13 protein-coding genes are annotated in these 15,050 nt (G+C 68.1%); 8 read left to right on the top strand and 5 right to left on the bottom strand.

What is annotated here, in order from left to right; translation table 11 throughout:
- Window positions 1-11: 11 nt before the first annotated feature.
- A complete protein-coding gene (locus DTPSY_RS05210) occupies window positions 12-1,469 on the top strand; it encodes an aldehyde dehydrogenase family protein (RefSeq protein WP_015912754.1) in 1,458 nt (485 codons plus the stop codon).
- A gap of 73 nt (window positions 1,470-1,542) precedes the next feature.
- Here the strand turns inward: DTPSY_RS05210 and xdhC are convergent, their stop codons facing one another.
- Window positions 1,543-2,367, bottom strand: a complete 825-nt coding sequence (gene xdhC / locus DTPSY_RS05205) for a xanthine dehydrogenase accessory protein XdhC (protein WP_015912753.1) — start codon at window positions 2,365-2,367, stop codon at window positions 1,543-1,545.
- A 160-nt stretch (window positions 2,368-2,527) separates the two neighbouring features.
- On the opposite strand from xdhC, the gene DTPSY_RS05200 reads away from it, so the two are divergent.
- Window positions 2,528-3,001: a hypothetical protein gene (locus tag DTPSY_RS05200; protein WP_015912752.1), complete on the top strand. Its 474-nt coding sequence runs from the start codon at window positions 2,528-2,530 to the stop codon at window positions 2,999-3,001.
- A gap of 186 nt (window positions 3,002-3,187) precedes the next feature.
- Here the strand turns inward: DTPSY_RS05200 and uraH are convergent, their stop codons facing one another.
- From uraH to DTPSY_RS05180, 4 genes are all read right to left on the bottom strand, one after another.
- Entirely contained in the window at window positions 3,188-3,538 is a 351-nt protein-coding gene (gene uraH / locus DTPSY_RS05195) for a hydroxyisourate hydrolase (protein ID WP_011804556.1), read from the bottom strand.
- A 323-nt stretch (window positions 3,539-3,861) separates the two neighbouring features.
- On the bottom strand, window positions 3,862-5,184 hold the full coding sequence (locus DTPSY_RS05190; RefSeq protein ID WP_015912751.1) for a glycerate kinase type-2 family protein: 1,323 nt from the start codon (window positions 5,182-5,184) through the stop codon (window positions 3,862-3,864).
- A 51-nt stretch (window positions 5,185-5,235) separates the two neighbouring features.
- Window positions 5,236-6,219: a tripartite tricarboxylate transporter substrate binding protein gene (locus tag DTPSY_RS05185; RefSeq protein ID WP_015912750.1), complete on the bottom strand. Its 984-nt coding sequence runs from the start codon at window positions 6,217-6,219 to the stop codon at window positions 5,236-5,238.
- A 59-nt stretch (window positions 6,220-6,278) separates the two neighbouring features.
- Window positions 6,279-7,376, bottom strand: coding sequence for a tartrate dehydrogenase (locus tag DTPSY_RS05180; RefSeq protein ID WP_015912749.1), 1,098 nt, complete (start codon window positions 7,374-7,376; stop codon window positions 6,279-6,281).
- A 122-nt stretch (window positions 7,377-7,498) separates the two neighbouring features.
- Between DTPSY_RS05180 and DTPSY_RS05175 the strand changes: the two genes are divergently transcribed.
- From DTPSY_RS05175 to DTPSY_RS05150, 6 genes are all read left to right on the top strand, one after another.
- Window positions 7,499-8,413 (top strand): LysR family transcriptional regulator, encoded by a 915-nt coding sequence (locus DTPSY_RS05175; RefSeq protein WP_015912748.1) that lies wholly within the window; start codon window positions 7,499-7,501, stop codon window positions 8,411-8,413.
- Window positions 8,414-8,465: 52 nt separating this feature from the next.
- Entirely contained in the window at window positions 8,466-9,143 is a 678-nt protein-coding gene (locus DTPSY_RS05170; RefSeq protein WP_011804551.1) for a GntR family transcriptional regulator, read from the top strand.
- Window positions 9,140-10,099, top strand: a complete 960-nt coding sequence (puuE, locus tag DTPSY_RS05165; RefSeq protein WP_015912747.1) for an allantoinase PuuE — start codon at window positions 9,140-9,142, stop codon at window positions 10,097-10,099. The genes DTPSY_RS05170 and puuE overlap by 4 nt, the downstream gene beginning before the upstream one ends.
- A 70-nt stretch (window positions 10,100-10,169) precedes the next feature.
- Entirely contained in the window at window positions 10,170-11,939 is a 1,770-nt protein-coding gene (gene uraD, locus DTPSY_RS05160) for a 2-oxo-4-hydroxy-4-carboxy-5-ureidoimidazoline decarboxylase (RefSeq protein ID WP_015912746.1), read from the top strand.
- 7 nt (window positions 11,940-11,946) lie between these two features.
- Window positions 11,947-13,236, top strand: coding sequence for a M20 family metallopeptidase (locus DTPSY_RS05155; protein WP_041838801.1), 1,290 nt, complete (start codon window positions 11,947-11,949; stop codon window positions 13,234-13,236).
- A gap of 304 nt (window positions 13,237-13,540) precedes the next feature.
- Window positions 13,541-15,028 (top strand): nucleobase:cation symporter-2 family protein, encoded by a 1,488-nt coding sequence (locus DTPSY_RS05150; protein ID WP_015912744.1) that lies wholly within the window; start codon window positions 13,541-13,543, stop codon window positions 15,026-15,028.
- The last annotated feature ends 22 nt before the right edge of the window (window positions 15,029-15,050 follow it).

Here is a 15,050-nt window from a genome sequence, read left to right as displayed (position 1 = left end):
CAAGGATTCCCATGTCTGCTTCCTCCCCCCACGGCCTGCTCATCAACGGCGAATGGGTTTCCACGTCCCAGGCCGCACCCAACACCAATCCCAGCAACCTGGCCGATGTGGTGGGCGAATACGCCCAGGGCGACGCCTCGCACGTGGACGCCGCCGTGGCGGCCGCCACCGCTGCCTTCCCCGCATGGAGCACGTCGGGCATCCAGGCGCGCCACGATGCGCTGGACAAGATCGGCAATGAAATCCTCGCGCGGCGCGAGGAGCTGGGCGCACTGCTGGCGCGCGAGGAAGGCAAGACCCGCGCAGAAGGCATCGGCGAAGTCGCCCGCGCCGGGCAGATCTTCAAGTTTTTCGCCGGCGAATGCCTGCGCCTGGCGGGCGAGACCGTGCCCTCGGTGCGCCCCGGCATCGGCGTGGAGGTCACGCGCGAGCCCATCGGCGTCGTGGGTCTGATCACGCCGTGGAACTTCCCCATTGCCATCCCCGCCTGGAAGATCGCGCCGGCCCTGGCGTTCGGCAACTGCGTGGTGTTGAAGCCCGCCGACCTGGTGCCCGGCAGTGCGTGGGCGCTGGCCGAGATCATCCACCGCTCGGGCATCCCCGCCGGCGTGTTCAACCTGGTGATGGGCCGCGGGCGCGTGATCGGCGAGGCGCTGGTGCAGCACCCCGGCGTGGCCGCCATCAGCTTCACCGGATCGGTCGGCGTGGGCCGCGGCATCGCCCAGGCGTGCGTGCAGAACGGCAAGAAGGTGCAGCTGGAGATGGGCGGCAAGAATCCGCAGGTGGTGCTGGACGATGCCGACCTCGCGCAGGCAGTGGAGCTGTCCGCACAGAGCGCGTTCTATTCCACGGGCCAGCGCTGCACGGCGTCCAGCCGCCTGATCGTCACCCAGGGCATCTACCCGAAGTTCATCGAGGCGCTGCAGGCACGCATGGCGAAAATCAAAGTGGGCGATGCGCTGGCCACGGGCACTGACGTGGGCCCTGTGGTGAGCCAGGCGCAGCTGGAGCAAGACCTGTCGTACGTAGAGATCGCCAAGGCCGAGGGCGGCGTGCTGGCGGCCGGCGGCCTGCGCGTGGCCTGCCACACGGGCAGCGGCAACGAAGGCTTCTTCATGGCGCCCGCGCTGTTCGTGGACACGGCGCCGGCGATGCGCATCAACCGCGAAGAGGTGTTCGGCCCCGTGGCCAGCGTGATCCGCGTGCGCGACTACGACGAAGCCCTGGCCGTGGCGAATGACACCGAATTCGGCCTGTCCGCCGGCATTGCCACCACCAGCCTGAAATACGCCACGCACTTCAAACGCCATGCACAGGCGGGCATGGTGATGGTGAACCTGCCCACGGCCGGGGTGGACTACCACGTGCCCTTCGGCGGGCGCAAGGGCTCCAGCTACGGCCCGCGGGAACAAGGCCGTTATGCGCAGGAGTTCTTCACGACGGTGAAGACGGCCTATACGCTGGCGTGACCCACGCAACTCCTGTATTAATAGCTGCTGGCGCTCGCTCCATAAGCGCCAGCAGCCATTTTTATACGCAATCTCAGGCCAGCCGCTGCAGCAACTGCGCGGCCACGGCCACGGCGATCACCTCGGGCTGCTTGCCGGCGATTCCGGGCACGCCGATCGGGCAGGTCACCTGCGCCAGCTCGGTATCCGAGAACCCCCGCGCCGCCAGCCGGTGCCGGAAGGTGGCCCACTTGGTGCGGCTGCCGATCAGGCCGATGAACGGCAGATCGCCGCGCGCCCGCTGCCGTGCGAGGCACGCCGCCACGATGTCCAGATCCTCCGCGTGGCTGAAGCTCATGATGAGCACGAAGGACTGCGGTGCCACACCCGGCACGGCCGCCTGTACCGGGTCGGACTGCTCACAGACCACGGACGCGCCGTCCCCCTGCGGCGGGAACACGCCATCGCGGCTGTCGATCCAGTGCAGCGCAAACGGCAGCGGCGCCAGCACCCGCGCCAGCGCATGCCCCACATGGCCGCCGCCGAAAAGCGCCACCGGCTGCAGCCGCGGCGCCAGACGTTGGCGCAAGGCCGGCGCGTCAGCAGCCCCCACGCATTCAAACCGCAGCTGCACCACGCCGCCGCAGCACTGCCCCAGGCTGGGGCCCAGCGCATGTCGCACGCGCGGCATGCGCGAAGGGTTGCCAGCCAGGTGCTCCGCCAGGCGTTCACGCGCTTCGCGCAGCGCCTGCAGTTCCAGATGGCCGCCACCGATGGTGCCGACGAAGTCGTCGCCCACCGCGAACACCGCCAGCCATGCCCCGGCTTCCCGCGGCGCCGAGCCTTGGGTAGACTCCACCGTCACCAGGCAGGCGGGTGCGGTCTTGATACGCTCCAGCAGGCAGTCCAATGCCTTCACTCGCTGATTCCTCCAGCTTGATTCATGCGCGCCACCGCCTCGGTCGTGGCCGCGGTACAGCATAGCGACAAACACCATGCCACAGCTGCCTTCTGCCCCGTCCTCTTCGGCCCAGCGTGCATCCCGTGCGCGCCGAACGTGGTGGCTGCCCGCCGGGGTGATGGCATTGGTCGCGGCGATCGTCTCGGCCTGCAAGTCGGGGCCCGAGGCGCCCTCCGCCCAGGACTCGCGCCTACCGGGCAGCGACGCGCGCGTCACCGGTCCGGTGCCGGCCGCCCAGGGCTCGGCACGCGCGTCCTCCGCGGCCACCCCGCGCGCCTACCGGCAGGATGCCGCCAGCCACATTTATGGCCTGAATGCAGCGCGCATCTACAAGGGCAAGCTACCGCCGCTGCTGCACGCCATTGGCGTGCTGGAGGTGGACATCGACCGCGCGGGCCGCGTGACTTCGCTGCGCTGGATGCGTGCGCCCCGCCATGCGCCCGACGTGGTGGCCGAGATCGAACGCACGGTGCGCGCGGCAGCGCCCTTCCCCGTGCCCACGCGCATGGCGCGCGTGACCTACACCGACACCTGGCTGTGGGACAAGTCCGGGAATTTTCAGCTCGACACGCTGACCGAGGGCCAGCTCTAAGACGCCGCCGCACAGGCCTCTGCGATGGCGCGCGCCCTGGTTTGCAAGGCGCGAAGCGCAGCAATAGCCGTAGCGACTGCGGGCATCTGCACCGCCGCAGCCCGCCCAAAGCAGGCATGCGCGACTCGCAAGGAATTAGCTCCGCCTTGCCCTGCGCCGCGCGGCACACAGCGCGGGCTTGCAGCATCAGGACCCGCGGTAGGTGGAATAGCTCCAGGGGCTGACCAGCAGCGGCACGTGGTAATGCTGGTCGGCGTGGGCGATGCCGAAGTCCAGGCTCACGCGGTCCAGGAATGAGGGCTCGGGCAGCATCACGCCTTTCGCCTTGAAATACGCCCCCACATCAAACGTCAGCCGGTAGGTGCCGGTGCGCAGGCTGGCGTTGTCGAACAGCGGCGCATCGGTGCGCCCATCGGGGTTGAGCACCAGGCGCTTGACCAGCGTGGCCTGGTCACCCTGCGTGGCATACAGCGCCACCACCATGCCCGCCGCGGGGCAACCGTGCATGGTGTCAAGAACGTGGGTGCTGAGGCCCATGGTGAAGTCTCCTGCAATGGCAAGCCGCGGCCCGCCGATGGTGATGAGGAATCCGCTGGCGAATGGGCAGGCAAGTGATACGCTCCCCGTCCCTACGAACAAAGTGTATACAACTTTTGTACGCGATAAACGCCACGTCCTTTGGTGCGCCATCCAGGACAGTTCCCGCGCGGATCGCCTGATGGGGAACAGCCGGCAGGCCGCGCGCACTCAGACAGGGCGCGCCCGCGCCAGCAGATCAAAAAAGTGAGCTGCCAGCGCCTGATAGAAGCCGCATTCAGATGCATTCGTATCTGAAATCCAGCAACAGCAGGCGCGGCAAGCTACAAAACAAGTAGCGCGCGGAAGTCGTTCACATTGGTGTGCGTGGGCCCCGTGACGACCAGATCGCCCAGCCGCTCGAAGTAGCCGTAGGCGTCGTTGCGGTCTAGATGGTCGCCGATGCGTGCGCCCTGCGCCGCCGCGCGCGCCAGCGTGTCGGGTGCCACGCGTGCGCCGGCGTTGTCTTCCACGCCGTCGATGCCGTCGGTATCGGCCGCCAGCGCCCACACCCCTTCCTGCCCCTGCAGCGCCTGCGCCAGGCCCATGCAGAACTCGCCCGCGCGGCCGCCGCGCCCCTTCGGCGCGCCCGGGGCGCGCGGGCGCACGGTGACGGTGGTCTCGCCGCCCGAAAGAATCACGCACGGCCGCGAAAACGGCTGGCCGTGGCGCGCCACCGCACGCGCCAGCGCGGCGTGCACCTTGCCCACCTCGCGCGACTCGCCCTCCATCTCGTCGGACAGGATGTACGCCGCCACCCCCGCCGCGCGCGCCGCATCCGCCGCTGCCTGCAGCGACTGCTGGGGCGTCGCGATCATGTGCACCGCATGGCCGGCAAAGCGGACATCGCCGAGCTTGGGGGTTTCCAGTGCACCGGCCTGCAGCGCTGTGTGCACGGCGGCGGGAATGTCGATGCGGTAGCGCGCCAGGATGTCCAGCGCGTCAGCGCAGGTGCTGGCGTCGGGGACCGTGGGGCCGCTGGCGATCACGGAAGGGTCGTCCCCCGGCACATCGCTGATGGTCAGCGTGACGACGCGCGCCGGCGCGCAGGCTGCCGCCAGGCGACCGCCCTTGATGCGCGAGAGGTGCTTGCGCACGCAGTTCATCTCGCCGATGGCCGCGCCGCTTTCCAGCAGTGCGCGGTTGATGCGTTGCTTCTCCTCCAGCGTGATGCCTTCGGCCGGCAGCGTGAGCAGCGCCGAGCCACCGCCCGAGATGAGACACAGCACCAGGTCGTCTTCGGTCAGCCCTCGGGTCAGCGCCAGGATGCGCTCGGCCGCGGCCAGGCCCGCCGCGTCGGGCACGGGGTGCGCGGCCTCGACGACTTCCAGGCGCTGCGCCAACCCCTCGGGCCGCGGCGGTATGTGGCCGTAGCGCGTGACCACCAGCCCCGACAGCGGTGCATCCTGCGGCCACAGCGCCTCCAGCGCCTGCGCCATGGAGGCACCCGCCTTGCCCGCGCCCAGCACCACGGTGCGCCCCTTGGGTGGCGGCGGCAGATGCTGCGCCATGCTGTGCAAGGGCTGGGCGCGCTGCACCGCCACGCGGTAGAGGTGCAGCAGGAAGGCTTGAGGGTCTCGCAAGGGGTCTGGGGCTGTCATGGTCATGGGTCGTTGTCTCCGCCGCGCATTATCCAAAGCACGCGGCCGGCACAAGCCCTACCGTCCATCCAGCGAAACCTTGGCTTCCTTGACCAGTCGCGCAAAGCGCGCCGTATCGTCCTTGATCTGACGCGCCATCTGCTCGGGCGTGTTGGCGATGGGATCTGCGCCGATGTCGTCCATCTTCTTACGGAACTCGGGCGACTGGATGATCTTCACCATGTCGGCGTTCAGCCGCGCCACGATGTCCTTGGGCGTGCCCGCTGGCGCCAGCATGCCGAACCACGTCCCCATGTCGAAGCCCGGGAGGCCCGCCTCCTCCAGCGTGGGCACGTCGGGCAGTGCCACCGAGCGCTTGGCCGTGGTCACGGCCAGCGCGCGCAGCTTGCCGGCCTTGATGTGCGGCAGCACCGGCGTGACGGTGTCGAACGACATGCTGATCTGCCCGCCCAGCAGGTCGGTGGTCAGCGGGCCGCTGCCCTTGTAGGGCACGTGCAGCAGCTGCACGCCGCCCATGCCTTCGAATTGCGCGCCGATCAGGTGTTGTCCCGTGCCCGTGCCGTTAGAGCCGTAGGTGAGCTTGCCGGGCTGCGCCTTGGCCTGTGCCAGCAGTTCCTGCACCGTCTTGGCAGGTACCTGCGGATTCACCACCAGCACATTGGGCACCAGGGCCACGGTAGTGATGGGAGCGAAGTCCTTTTCAAAGTCGTAGCCCAGCTTGCGGTACACGCTGGTGGCGATGGTGTGGTGCACAGCACCCATGAGCAGCGTGTAGCCGTCCGCCTTGGCCTTGGCCACATAGTCAGCGCCCAGCGTGGCGCCGGCGCCGGGCTTGTTCTCCACCACCACGGGCTGGCCTAGGGTTTTGGAGAGCTCCTGCCCCAGCGCCCGTGCCAGCACGTCGGTAGTTCCGCCCGCGGGGAACGGCACGATGATGCTCACGCTGCGGCTGGGCCAGGTCTGGGCCCAGGCGCCGGGCAACGCGAGCGCCGCGGCGGCGGCCAAAGCACCCAGCAGGGCGCGTTTGCGAAGGTTCCTCATCTCTTGTCTCCTGTGTTGTCGTGATGAAAACGCATGGGCGGTGCGTGCCGCCCACCGGCTCAGGCCAGCGCTGCCTGCTGTCCCACCGGCTGCGCCAGTTGGGCGCACACCGCATCGGTGACCTGCTGCGTGGTGGCCTGGCCGCCCAGGTCGCCCGTGTGCAGCGCAGGGTTGGCGGTGACATGCTCCACGGCACGCATCAGGCGCTGCGCGGCGGCGTGTTCGCCCAGGTGCTCCAGCAGCATCACGCAGCTCCAGAACGTGCCCACCGGGTTGGCCAGGCCCTTGCCCATGATGTCGAAGGCCGAGCCGTGGATGGGCTCAAACATACTGGGGTAGCGGCGCTCGGGATCGATGTTGCCGGTGGGCGCTATCCCCAGGCTGCCCGCCAGCGCGGCGGCCAGGTCGCTCAGGATGTCGGCATGCAGGTTGGTGGCGACGATGGTGTCCAGCGATGCGGGGCGGTTCACCATGCGCGCGGTCGCCGCGTCCACCAGTTCCTTGTCCCACCGCACATCGGGAAATTCGCGGCTGATCTGCACCGCGATTTCGTCCCACATCACCATGGCGTGGCGCTGGGCGTTGCTCTTGGTGACCACCGTGAGCAGCTTACGCGGACGCGACTGCGCCAGTTTGAACGCAAAGCGCATGATGCGCTCCACACCGGCGCGGGTCATCATGCTCACGTCGGTCGCGGCCTCCAGCGGATGGCCCTGGTGCACACGGCCGCCCACGCCGGCGTATTCGCCTTCGGAGTTTTCACGCACGATGACCCAGTCCAGGTCCTGGGGCGCGCAACGCTTGAGCGGCGCATCGATGCCCGGCAGGATGCGCGTGGGGCGCACGTTGGCGTACTGGTCGAACCCCTGGCAGATCTTCAGGCGTAAGCCCCACAGCGTGATGTGATCGGGGATATGCGGGTCGCCGGCCGAGCCGAACAGGATGGCGTCCTTGTCCCTGAGCGCCTGCAGGCCGTCGGCCGGCATCATCTCGCCGTGCGCGCGATGCCAGTCTCCGCCCCAGCCATAGCTGGTGAACGCAAAGCCCAGGCCCGGCTGGGATGCCGCTAATGCCTCCAGCACGGCCTGGCCGGCGGGGATTACCTCCTTGCCGATGCCGTCGCCGGGGATGCAGGCAATGCGATAGGTCTTGCTCATGGAAATGCTCGCTCCTCAAATCAGAAGGCCGCGCAACATGCGTGGCATGGCCCTGAATCTAGCGATGCCATGCCCACATATCACCGCGTTAAAGTGATGCCATTGTTTACTTTCATTCAACAATGAGCACCCCCTCCACCGCCCCGTCAGAGATGGCTTTCTTCAGCCTGCTGGCGCGCTGGGCCAGCCTGTCGGCCACCGCGCGAGAGCTGGGCATCAGCACGGCGGCGGCCAGCAAGCGCCTGGCGCAGATGGAATCGCGCCTGGGCGTGCAGCTGGTCAGCCGCACCACGCGGCGACTGCACCTGACGGCCGAGGGCAATACCTACCTGCGGCACGCGCGCCGCATCCTGGCGGAGATCGACGCCATGGAGCAACTGGTGAGCGACATGCAGGCCGAGCCCCAGGGCCTGCTGCGTGTGAACGCCACCCTGGGCTTCGGGCGCAGCCACATCGCGCCACTGGTGCCTGCCTTCGTGCGCCGCCATCCGCAGATCCAACTGCAGCTGCAGTTGTCGGTGCAGCCACCGCCGCTGGCGGACGATGGGTTCGACGTGTGCATCCGCTTCGGCGAGCCGCCCGATGCGCGCGTGATTGCGCGGCGCCTCGCCCCAAATCGGCGGCTGCTGTGCGCCGCACCCGCCTACCTGGCGCGCCGCGGAACGCCCACGCGGCCGGCTGAGCTGCCGCAACACGACTGCATCGACATCCGCCAGGGCGACGACGCCCACGGCGTGTGGCGCTTCAACGGCCACCGCAAGCAGGAGACGGTGCGGCTGCGCAACCACCTGAGCACCAACGACGGCGAGATTGCTGTGAACTGGGCACTGGCGGGCATGGGGATCGTCATGCGCGCGGAATGGGACATCGCTCGCTACCTGCGCAGCGGGAGGCTGGTGCAGGTGCTGCGGGACTACGACACGCCGCCGGCGGACATCCACGCCGTGTACCCGCAGCGGCATGCAGCCACCGCGCGGGTCAAGGCCTTCGTTGATTTCGTGGCCCAGCACTTCAACGGCAGCGCACCAGGCATTTAACAGTCCACAGAAACTGTATACAAAAATTGTCTTTCACGACTATGATGGCCGCATGGAAACCTCCACCACCGGCTTCATCGTCGAAAGCCTCACGCGCGCCATCGTCGAGCACCGCCTGTTGCCCGGCACCAAGCTGGCCGAGCAGAAGCTCGCCGACCATTTCGGCGTGTCGCGCACGCTGGTGCGCCAGGCGCTGTTCCAGCTGTCGCAGAACCGCCTGATCCGTCTGGAGCCCGCGCGCGGCGCCTTCGTGGCCGCGCCCTCGGTCCAGGAAGCGCGCCAGGTGTTCGCCGTGCGCCGCATGCTGGAGGCCGAGATGGTGCGTGCCTTCCTGGCGCAGAGCACGCCCGCGAAAATCCGCGCGCTGAAGGCCCATGTGGCGGCCGAGAAGAAGGCCATGGAGGGCAACGACGTGGGCCAGCGCACCGAGCTGCTGGGCGACTTCCACGTGCGCATGGCCGAACTCATGGGCAACGACGTGCTGGCCCAGTTGCTGGGCGAGCTGATCTCGCGCTGCGCCCTCATCACGCTGATGTACCAGTCCACCACCGCCGCCGAGCATTCGCACGAGGAGCACGCCGCCATCGTCGCGGCACTGGCCGCGGGCGACGCGGCGCAGGCCGTGCAGCTGATGCAGCAGCACCTGGACAACGTGGAGGCGGGCCTGACCTTCGACCGCGACCTGCCGACCAACGACCTTTCGATGGCCCTTTCCTCCGTATCGCCATGACCTACGACACGACGGCGCCCTACCCCCGCGACCTGATCGGCTACGGCCGCACACCCCCGCACCCGCACTGGCCTGGCAACGCCCGCGTGGCCGTGCAGTTCGTGCTGAACTACGAGGAGGGCGGCGAGAACTGCGTGCTCCACGGCGACCCCGCCAGCGAGCAGTTCCTGTCCGAGATGTTCAACCCGGCCGCCTACCCCGAGCGCCACATGAGCATGGAAGGCATCTACGAATACGGCGCGCGCGCCGGCGTGTGGCGCATCCTGCGCGAGTTCGAAAGGCGCGGCCTGCCGCTCACGGTGTTCGGCGTGGCCACCGCGCTGCAGCGCCACCGCGAGGTGGCCCAGGCCTTCGCCGAGCTGGGGCACGAGGTGGCCTGCCACGGCCTGAAGTGGATCCACTACCAGAACGTGCCCGAGGAGGTGGAGCGCGCCCACATGGCGCAGTGCCTGGAGATCTTCGACACGCTCTACGGCCACGGCGGCGACCACGGCCTGGGCTGGTACACCGGGCGCGACAGCCCCCGCACCCACCGCCTGGTGGCCGATGACGGGCGCTTTGCCTATGACAGCGACTACTACGGCGACGACCTGCCGTTCTGGATGAAGGTGGCCAAGAGCGACGGCAGCGCGCACCACCAGCTCGTCGTGCCCTATACGCTGGACGTGAACGACATGCGCTTTGCGCTGCCGCAGGGCTACTCGCACGCCGACCCATTCTTTCAGTACCTGAAGGACACGTTCGATGCGCTCTACGCCGAGGGCGACCCGGCCGGCGACAACGCGCCCAAGATGATGAGCATCGGCATGCACTGCCGCCTGCTCGGCCGTCCCGGCCGCATCACGGCGCTGCAGCGCTTCCTGGACCACATCCAACACCACGACCACGTCTGGGTGTGCCGCCGCATCGACCTCGCGCGCCACTGGGCGCAGCGCTTTCCCGCACCCGCCATTTAAGCCAAATCGGGCTGTAACGCTTATCCAACAAGCGCGAGCAGCTATTTTTTCGATAGTAGTAGGAGCCACGATGGCCTGGACCCTGGAACAACTCAACGCCGCCTCCCCCGCCGAGGCCCTGCAGATGCTCGACGGCCTGTACGAGCATTCGCCCTGGATCGCCGAGGCGGCGCTGCAGCAGCGCCCCTTCCGCTCGCTGGCGCAGCTCAAGTACGCCATGGTGCAGGTGCTGAACGGCGCCGGCCTGGAAAGGCTGTTGGAGCTGATCCGCGCCCACCCCGAGCTGGCGGGCAAGGCCATGGTGGCGCAGGCGCTGACGACCGAGTCCACGAACGAGCAAAGCCAGGCGGGCCTGACCCACTGCACGCCCGAGGAGTTCGCGCGCATCCAGCAACTGAATGCCGACTACAACGCCCGCTTCGGCTTTCCCTTCATCCTGGCGGTGCGCGGGCCGCGCGGCACGGGACTGTCGAGGCAGGAGATCATCGCCACGTTCGCACGTCGCCTGTCCAACCACCCCGACTTCGAGCGCGCCGAGGCACTGCGCAACATCCACCGCATTGCCGAGATCCGCCTGAACGACAAGTTCGGCGCCGAGCCGGTGCTGGGCAACGACGTCTGGGACTGGCACGAGCGCCTGGCCCAGCACAGCGACCCGGGCTATGCCGAGAAAGGCCAGCTCACCGTCACCTACCTCACCGATGCGCACCGCGCCTGCGCCCAGCGCATCAGCCACTGGATGCGCGACTGCGGCTTTGACGAGGTCGAGATCGACGCCGTGGGGAACGTGGTCGGCCGCTACAAGCCGGCCACACCCGACGGCAAGTATTTGATGACCGGCAGCCACTACGACACCGTGCGCAACGGCGGCAAGTACGACGGGCGTCTGGGCATCTTCGTGCCCATGGCCTGCGTGCGCGAGCTGCACCGCCAGGCCAGGCGCCTGCCGTTCGGCATCGAAGTGGTGGCGTTTGCCGAAGAGGAAGGCCAGCGCTACAAGGCCACCTTCCTGGGCTCGGGCGCGCTCATCGGCGACTTCCGCAACGAATGGCTGGACCAGAAGGACGCCGACGGCATCACCATGCGCGAGGCCATGCAGCACGCCGGTCTGTGCATTGGCGACATCCCGAAGCTGCGGCGCGATGCTGCCCGCTACCTGGGCTTCATCGAGGTGCACATCGAGCAGGGCCCGGTGCTCAACGAGCTGGACATCCCGCTGGGCGTGGTCACATCCATCAACGGCGGCGTGCGCTACGTCTGCGAGATGCTGGGCATGGCCAGCCACGCGGGCACCACGCCCATGGACCGCCGCCGCGACGCCGCCCTGGGCGTGGCCGAGCTCGCGCTGTACATGGAGCAGCGCGCCGCGCGCGATGGCGACAGCGTGGCCACCATCGGCATGCTGCAGGTGCCAGGCGGCTCCATCAACGTGGTGCCGGGCAAGTGCAGTTTCAGCCTGGACATGCGCGCGCCCACCGATGCGCAGCGCGATGCCATGGTGGCCGACGTGCTGGCCCAGCTGGAGGAAATCGCCCAACGCCGCGGCCTGCAGTACCGGGCCGAGCTGGCCATGAAGGTCGCCGCAGCCCCCAGCGCCCCCGCCTGGCAGCACCGCTGGGAGAAGGCCGTCGACGCCCTGGGCGTCCCCGTCTACCGCATGCCCAGCGGCGCCGGCCATGACGCCATGAAACTGCACGAAATCATGGCGCAGGCCATGCTGTTCGTGCGCGGCCTGCACGGCGGCATCAGCCACAACCCGCTGGAATCCAGCACCGCCGATGACATCCAGTTGGCGGTGGATGCCTTCAGCCATGTGCTGGAGCAGTTGGCCGCCGAATAACCCATCCATGGAACGCTCCGCCATGAACCAAGACCGCCAAGCCACCTACGCCGCACTGGATGCGTGGATCGACCAGCACTTCGACGAGCAGGTGCGCTTTCTGCAAGCACTGGTGCAGGTGCCCACCGACACGCCGCCCGGCAACAATGCACCGCATGCCGAGCGCACCGCTGAACTGATCCAGGCCTTCGGCTTCGAGGCCGAGAAGCACGCCGTTCCCGCGCAGGAGGTCAAGGATTACGGCATGGAGTCCATCACCAACCTGATCGTGCGCCGACCCTACGGACCCACAGGTTCGGGCCGCACCATCGCCCTCAACGCCCACGGCGACGTGGTGCCGCCCGGCGAAGGCTGGACCAGGGACCCGTACGGCGCCCAGATCGAAGACGGCGCCATGTATGGCCGCGCCACCGCGGTGAGCAAGAGCGACTTCTCCACCTTCACCTTCGCCGTGCGCGCGCTGGAGGCGGTGGCCAAGCCCACGCAGGGCGCGATCGAGCTGCACTTCACCTACGACGAGGAGTTCGGCGGCCTGCTCGGCCCCGGCTGGCTGCTGGCGCAGGGGCTGACCCGGCCCGATCTGATGATCGCCGCGGGCTTCAGCTACGAGGTGGTCACCGCGCACAACGGCTGCCTGCAGATGGAGGTCACCGTGCAGGGCAAGATGGCCCATGCCGCGGTGCCGCACACGGGCGTGGACGCACTGCAGGGCGCGGTGGCCATCATGAACGCGCTGTATGTCGAGAATGTGCAGTACCGGCAGGTGACGTCGAAGGTGCCGGGCATCCAGCACCCGTACCTGAACATCGGCCGCATCGAGGGTGGCACCAACACCAACGTGGTGCCCGGCAAGGTGGTGCTGAAGCTCGACCGCCGCATGATCCCGGAGGAGAACCCCGCCGAGGTCGAGGCGCGCATCCGCGCCGTGATCACCCAGGCGGTGGAAGGCTTCAATACCGAGCGCGGCTACGGGAGCGCAGACGCCCTACGCGTGGACATCAAACGCCTGCTGCTGGCCAACGCCATGACGCCGCTGCCCGGCAATCAGCCGCTGGTGGAGGCCATCCAGCAACACGGCGAGGCAGTCTTTGGCGAGAAGCCTCCCGCCGTGGGCACGCCGCTGTACACCGATGTGCGCCTTTATGTGGAGCGCGGCATCCCCGGCGTGATTTACGGCGCGGGCCCGCGCACGGTGCTTGAATCGCACGCCAAACGCGCCGACGAGCGCGTCGTGCTGCAAGACCTGCGCCGCGCCACCAAGGTCATAGCGCGCAGCCTGGCAGACCTGATGGCCTGACGCACAGCCGCACCAATGCTCCAGCCCGGCCCATGCCGGGCTTTTTTACGCCCTGCGCCGATCCCATCGCGCCGATTGGGGGCGAGCACCCGCCGGGCGTAGCTGCGCCGTTGTCTGCCGACACCGCCGCGGCAATCAGCAAGGGCAAACCCCTAGCAATTCGACCTTGATCGGGGTCGCCTTACGACAGGCAATTCCCCATACTTTGTATACAATTTTTGTATGGATTGCCGTGCGCAATGGCAGCCCTGTCCGGCACGGCAGAAGCCCCTTGAACAGCAAGCCAGGATTCCAAGGAACACCCATGTCCACGAACGTTCATCCGGTTGACGAAAAACTGCCCTGGGGCCGCGCAGCCACGCTGGGTCTGCAACATGTGCTGGTGATGTACGCAGGCGCGGTGGCGGTGCCGCTCATCGTGGGGCGCGCGCTCAACCTGCCGCCCGAGCAGGTAGCGCACCTGATCTCTGCCGACCTCTTCGTCTGCGGGCTGGTCACGCTCATCCAGGCCTGGGGTGCCACGCAGTGGTTCGGCATCAAGCTGCCGGTGATGATGGGCGTGACCTTCGCGGCCGTGGCGCCCATGGTGTCCATGGCGCAAGCCACGGGCGGTCAGGCGGGCGCGGGGCTGATCTTTGGCGCGGTGATCGGGGCGGGCGTGGTCTCGATGCTCATCGCGCCGGTGATCAGCGGCCTGCTGCGGTTCTTTCCGCCGGTGGTCACGGGCACCATCATCGCGGTGATCGGCATCAGCCTGATGCGCGTGGGCATCAACTGGATCTTCGGCAACCCCGTGGGGCCCACGGCCCCGGCCGTTCCCAACCCGGAGCACCTCAAATGGCTGGCCGAGGCCCAGGCCGCCGCCGGCGCGCCCGGCTCCTCGCTGCCGCCAGTGCCCAAGGGCTTCGCCGTGGTGCCCACGCTGCCCAACCCGCGCTATGCCGACCTGACAGGCGTGGGCATCTCGGGCGTCGTCCTGCTCACCATCTTGCTGGTGGCGCGCTTTGGCAAGGGCTTCTGGGCCAACATTTCGGTGCTGCTGGGCATCATCGTGGGCGGGGTGGTCACTGCGTCCATGGGGCTGATGGACTTTCACAAGGTGGCCCAGGCACAGTGGTTCGACATGGTGCTGCCATTCGAGATCGCGCTGCCGGTGTTCGACCCCATCCTGATCCTGACCATGACGCTGGTGATGATCGTCGTGATGATCGAGTCCACCGGCATGTTCCTGGCCCTGGGCGAGATGACGGGGCGCGAGATCTCGCGCGACGATCTCACGCGCGGCCTGCGCACCGACGGCCTGGGCACGCTGATCGGCGGCCTCTTCAACACCTTCCCCTACACCAGCTTCTCGCAGAACGTGGGGCTGGTGGCCGTCACCGGCGTCAAGAGCCGCTGGGTGTGCGTGGCCGGCGGCATGATCCTGATCGTGCTGGGCGTGCTGCCCAAGATGGCGGCGCTGATCGAGTCGCTGCCCACCGTGGTGCTGGGCGGCGCGGGGCTGGTGATGTTCGGCATGGTGGCGGCCACGGGCATCCGCATCCTGTCGAACGTGGACTTTCAGAAGAACCGTAACAACGCGATGATCGTTGCGGTGTCCATCGGGGTGGGCATGATCCCGCTGATCGCACCCAACTTCCGCCAGTGGATGCCCCATGCCATCCATCCGCTGATCGAATCCGGTATTCTGCTGGCCTCGATCACTGCCGTGGTCCTGAACATCTTCTTCAATGGAGCCAGCCGCGACACCTCTGCGGCCGTGCTCGCCGCCCGGCAGGCCGACGCCCACTGAACGTCGCCCTGCCCCGCGCCTT

This window comes from [Acidovorax] ebreus TPSY, from assembly GCF_000022305.1.
In the GTDB taxonomy this organism is placed as follows: Bacteria; Pseudomonadota; Gammaproteobacteria; order Burkholderiales; family Burkholderiaceae_C; genus Diaphorobacter; species Diaphorobacter nitroreducens.
This window is presented reverse-complemented; position numbering and strand designations above follow the sequence as displayed.

Excerpts from the sequence above, each read along its gene's own strand:
- DTPSY_RS05210 (WP_015912754.1), top strand. The coding sequence starts at position 12 with ATGTCTGCTTCCTCCCCCCACGGCCTGCTCATCAACGGCGAATGGGTT.
- DTPSY_RS05200 (WP_015912752.1), top strand. The coding sequence starts at position 2,528 with ATGGCATTGGTCGCGGCGATCGTCTCGGCCTGCAAGTCGGGGCCCGAG.
- uraH (WP_011804556.1), bottom strand. The coding sequence starts at position 3,538 with ATGGGCCTCAGCACCCACGTTCTTGACACCATGCACGGTTGCCCCGCG.
- DTPSY_RS05190 (WP_015912751.1), bottom strand. The coding sequence starts at position 5,184 with ATGACCATGACAGCCCCAGACCCCTTGCGAGACCCTCAAGCCTTCCTG.
- DTPSY_RS05185 (WP_015912750.1), bottom strand. The coding sequence starts at position 6,219 with ATGAGGAACCTTCGCAAACGCGCCCTGCTGGGTGCTTTGGCCGCCGCC.
- DTPSY_RS05180 (WP_015912749.1), bottom strand. The coding sequence starts at position 7,376 with ATGAGCAAGACCTATCGCATTGCCTGCATCCCCGGCGACGGCATCGGC.
- DTPSY_RS05175 (WP_015912748.1), top strand. The coding sequence starts at position 7,499 with ATGAGCACCCCCTCCACCGCCCCGTCAGAGATGGCTTTCTTCAGCCTG.
- DTPSY_RS05170 (WP_011804551.1), top strand. The coding sequence starts at position 8,466 with ATGGAAACCTCCACCACCGGCTTCATCGTCGAAAGCCTCACGCGCGCC.
- puuE (WP_015912747.1), top strand. The coding sequence starts at position 9,140 with ATGACCTACGACACGACGGCGCCCTACCCCCGCGACCTGATCGGCTAC.
- uraD (WP_015912746.1), top strand. The coding sequence starts at position 10,170 with ATGGCCTGGACCCTGGAACAACTCAACGCCGCCTCCCCCGCCGAGGCC.
- DTPSY_RS05155 (WP_041838801.1), top strand. The coding sequence starts at position 11,947 with ATGGAACGCTCCGCCATGAACCAAGACCGCCAAGCCACCTACGCCGCA.
- DTPSY_RS05150 (WP_015912744.1), top strand. The coding sequence starts at position 13,541 with ATGTCCACGAACGTTCATCCGGTTGACGAAAAACTGCCCTGGGGCCGC.